Below are 1,981 nucleotides of genomic sequence, written 5' to 3' on the forward strand. Positions count from 1 at the left end.
TTAGGTTTATACCTTGTGATCGTATTCTTCGCAGCACAGTTCATCGCATTCTTTAACTGGACCAACTTAGGTCAAATCATCGTTGTGCATGGCTCTAACTTTTTAACAAGCATCAAGATTAACAGCATGTTGTTATTCATTGGTTTCATTTTGATCTGTGCATTCATCAACTTAATGATGAGTTCAGCCTCAGCACAATGGGCTGTTACAGCACCAATCTTCGTTCCAATGTTAATGTTGGCAGGTTATGCACCTGAAACAATTCAAGCAGCTTATAGAATTGGTGACTCTGCGACCAATATCATCACACCGATGATGAGCTACTTTGGTTTAATCGTTGCAATGGCGATCAAATATAAGAAAGATGCTGGGATCGGTACTATTCTCGCAATGATGGTGCCATATTCTGTCATCTTCTTAGCAGCTTGGACAATCATCTTCTGTATATGGGTATTTGTATTAGGTATTCCAGTGGGACCTGGCTCTGCAACTTACTTCTCACCCGCAACTGGGCAATAATCCATACCAATTTAGATGAAAGATTTATTTTAGCGTGCCCCATGAATTCATTGGGCACGCTTTTTTATTAGATTAGATTTGTATCATAATCAAATGCCATGAAAGAGTCAGTACCTTCTTGATCCAATAATGCTCGTAATTCTGCACCCACTTTCACATGCTCAGGATGAATTAGATATTCATCACGTTCTTTAGCATTATTAAATTCCATATAAAAGGCATAATCAAAACCTTTATGGCGCTCTATAGAGCCATTGTATTTACCATAATCAAATGATTGCATTGTGGGCAATACAGTAACCAATGCACCAATTTTTTGAAAGATATTTTCAATATCTTCGACTGTTACGTCTTTTGCAAATCTTACCAATACAATATGCTTAATCATACCTTGTTATCCTCATTCTTGATTCAATCCAAAACTATGAGGATACCCTATTCATACATTTTAATGATAACTAAACGCCAATATTTTTATCGGAGCTATCTCCTACTATCGATGTACTGACGGTATGTTCCTGCTGAATCACTCTTTGAGCCTCTGGATTATCGTCTGTATATAACAGCTTCAAACCACAGACACCAGCAATGATCAATGCTAAACTAACTAAGCGCTTAATGTCTTTTGATTCATTGAAAAACATAATATTGATGGCCACAGCTGCTGCCGTACCAACACCCGTTAGAACAGTATAAGCAATGCTTACGGGTAAATATTGGAATGAAAAATATAGAGCAACAAATGATCCTGCTAGACCACCGAAATATAAAATGGTGTTTGCAATCGTTTTGCCGCGGCTATATAAGCTCAGGCCAAAGATACCGACCATTTCAGCTGCAATGGCTAAGGCAACTAAGCCCCAGCCGATCATACTTTGATAATTATCCATGGCTTTCCTCCTCATCTGATGATGGATCAGATAAGTTCAAACCAATCACACCAATCAAAATCAAAGCCATACAAGCCATCATTCCAATGGAAATGCTAGTTCCAAGTAAAAATGTATCCATTAAAATAGTGCCAATAGTTCCTGTTGCGGCAAACACAGCATAAACTGTACCTGCAGCTAAATATTGACAAGCTTTAGCTAAGAAATTGAGATCTAGTACGATAAATCCAATCACAATCGCCCATTCCATAAGTGTATGAGCACGATTAAACCCATATAACCAAATGAGCTCAAAAACACTTGTGAGCCCAACGTATATCCAAGCTTTATTAAACATGATTTCCTCTATCTTTCTATAATTTAAATAATATTGTTTGAGTTAAATGAAAGATAGAAACGCTAATAGAGTAGCAATAAGAATTGTGAAGTTAAAAAATGTGAGGTGTTATCTTTATGTATAACAAGCATAGAATAATCAGTAGTGGAACACATAAATATCTTAACCATCTCCCTTATATAGGTCAATGCTTATATTCCAATATATTATATTAAATCATAACTCATTGTTATCT

General features: G+C 36.4%; 4 protein-coding genes. 1 reads left to right on the forward strand and 3 read right to left on the reverse strand.

Annotation, left to right across the window (positions count from 1 at the left end; all coding sequences use genetic code 11):
- A partial coding sequence (locus BZK14_RS09465; RefSeq protein WP_171973690.1) for an AbgT family transporter occupies positions 1-519 on the forward strand: 519 nt, incomplete at its 5' end.
- Between the two features lie 67 nt (positions 520-586).
- Here BZK14_RS09465 and BZK14_RS09470 read toward each other — a convergent pair.
- From BZK14_RS09470 to BZK14_RS09480, 3 genes are all read right to left on the reverse strand, one after another.
- Entirely contained in the window at positions 587-907 is a 321-nt protein-coding gene (locus BZK14_RS09470) for a Dabb family protein (protein WP_077926259.1), read from the reverse strand.
- Between the two features lie 70 nt (positions 908-977).
- The gene (locus tag BZK14_RS09475; protein WP_077926260.1) at positions 978-1,409 is read right to left on the reverse strand and encodes a DMT family transporter; all 432 of its coding nucleotides are present in this window, start codon (positions 1,407-1,409) and stop codon (positions 978-980) included.
- On the reverse strand, positions 1,402-1,746 hold the full coding sequence (locus BZK14_RS09480) for a DMT family transporter (protein WP_077926261.1): 345 nt from the start codon (positions 1,744-1,746) through the stop codon (positions 1,402-1,404). Before BZK14_RS09480 ends, BZK14_RS09475 begins: the two co-directional genes overlap by 8 nt.
- Positions 1,747-1,981: the final 235 nt, after the last annotated feature.

This window comes from Wohlfahrtiimonas larvae (genome assembly GCF_002006755.1).
Taxonomy (GTDB): domain Bacteria; phylum Pseudomonadota; class Gammaproteobacteria; order Cardiobacteriales; family Wohlfahrtiimonadaceae; genus Wohlfahrtiimonas; species Wohlfahrtiimonas larvae.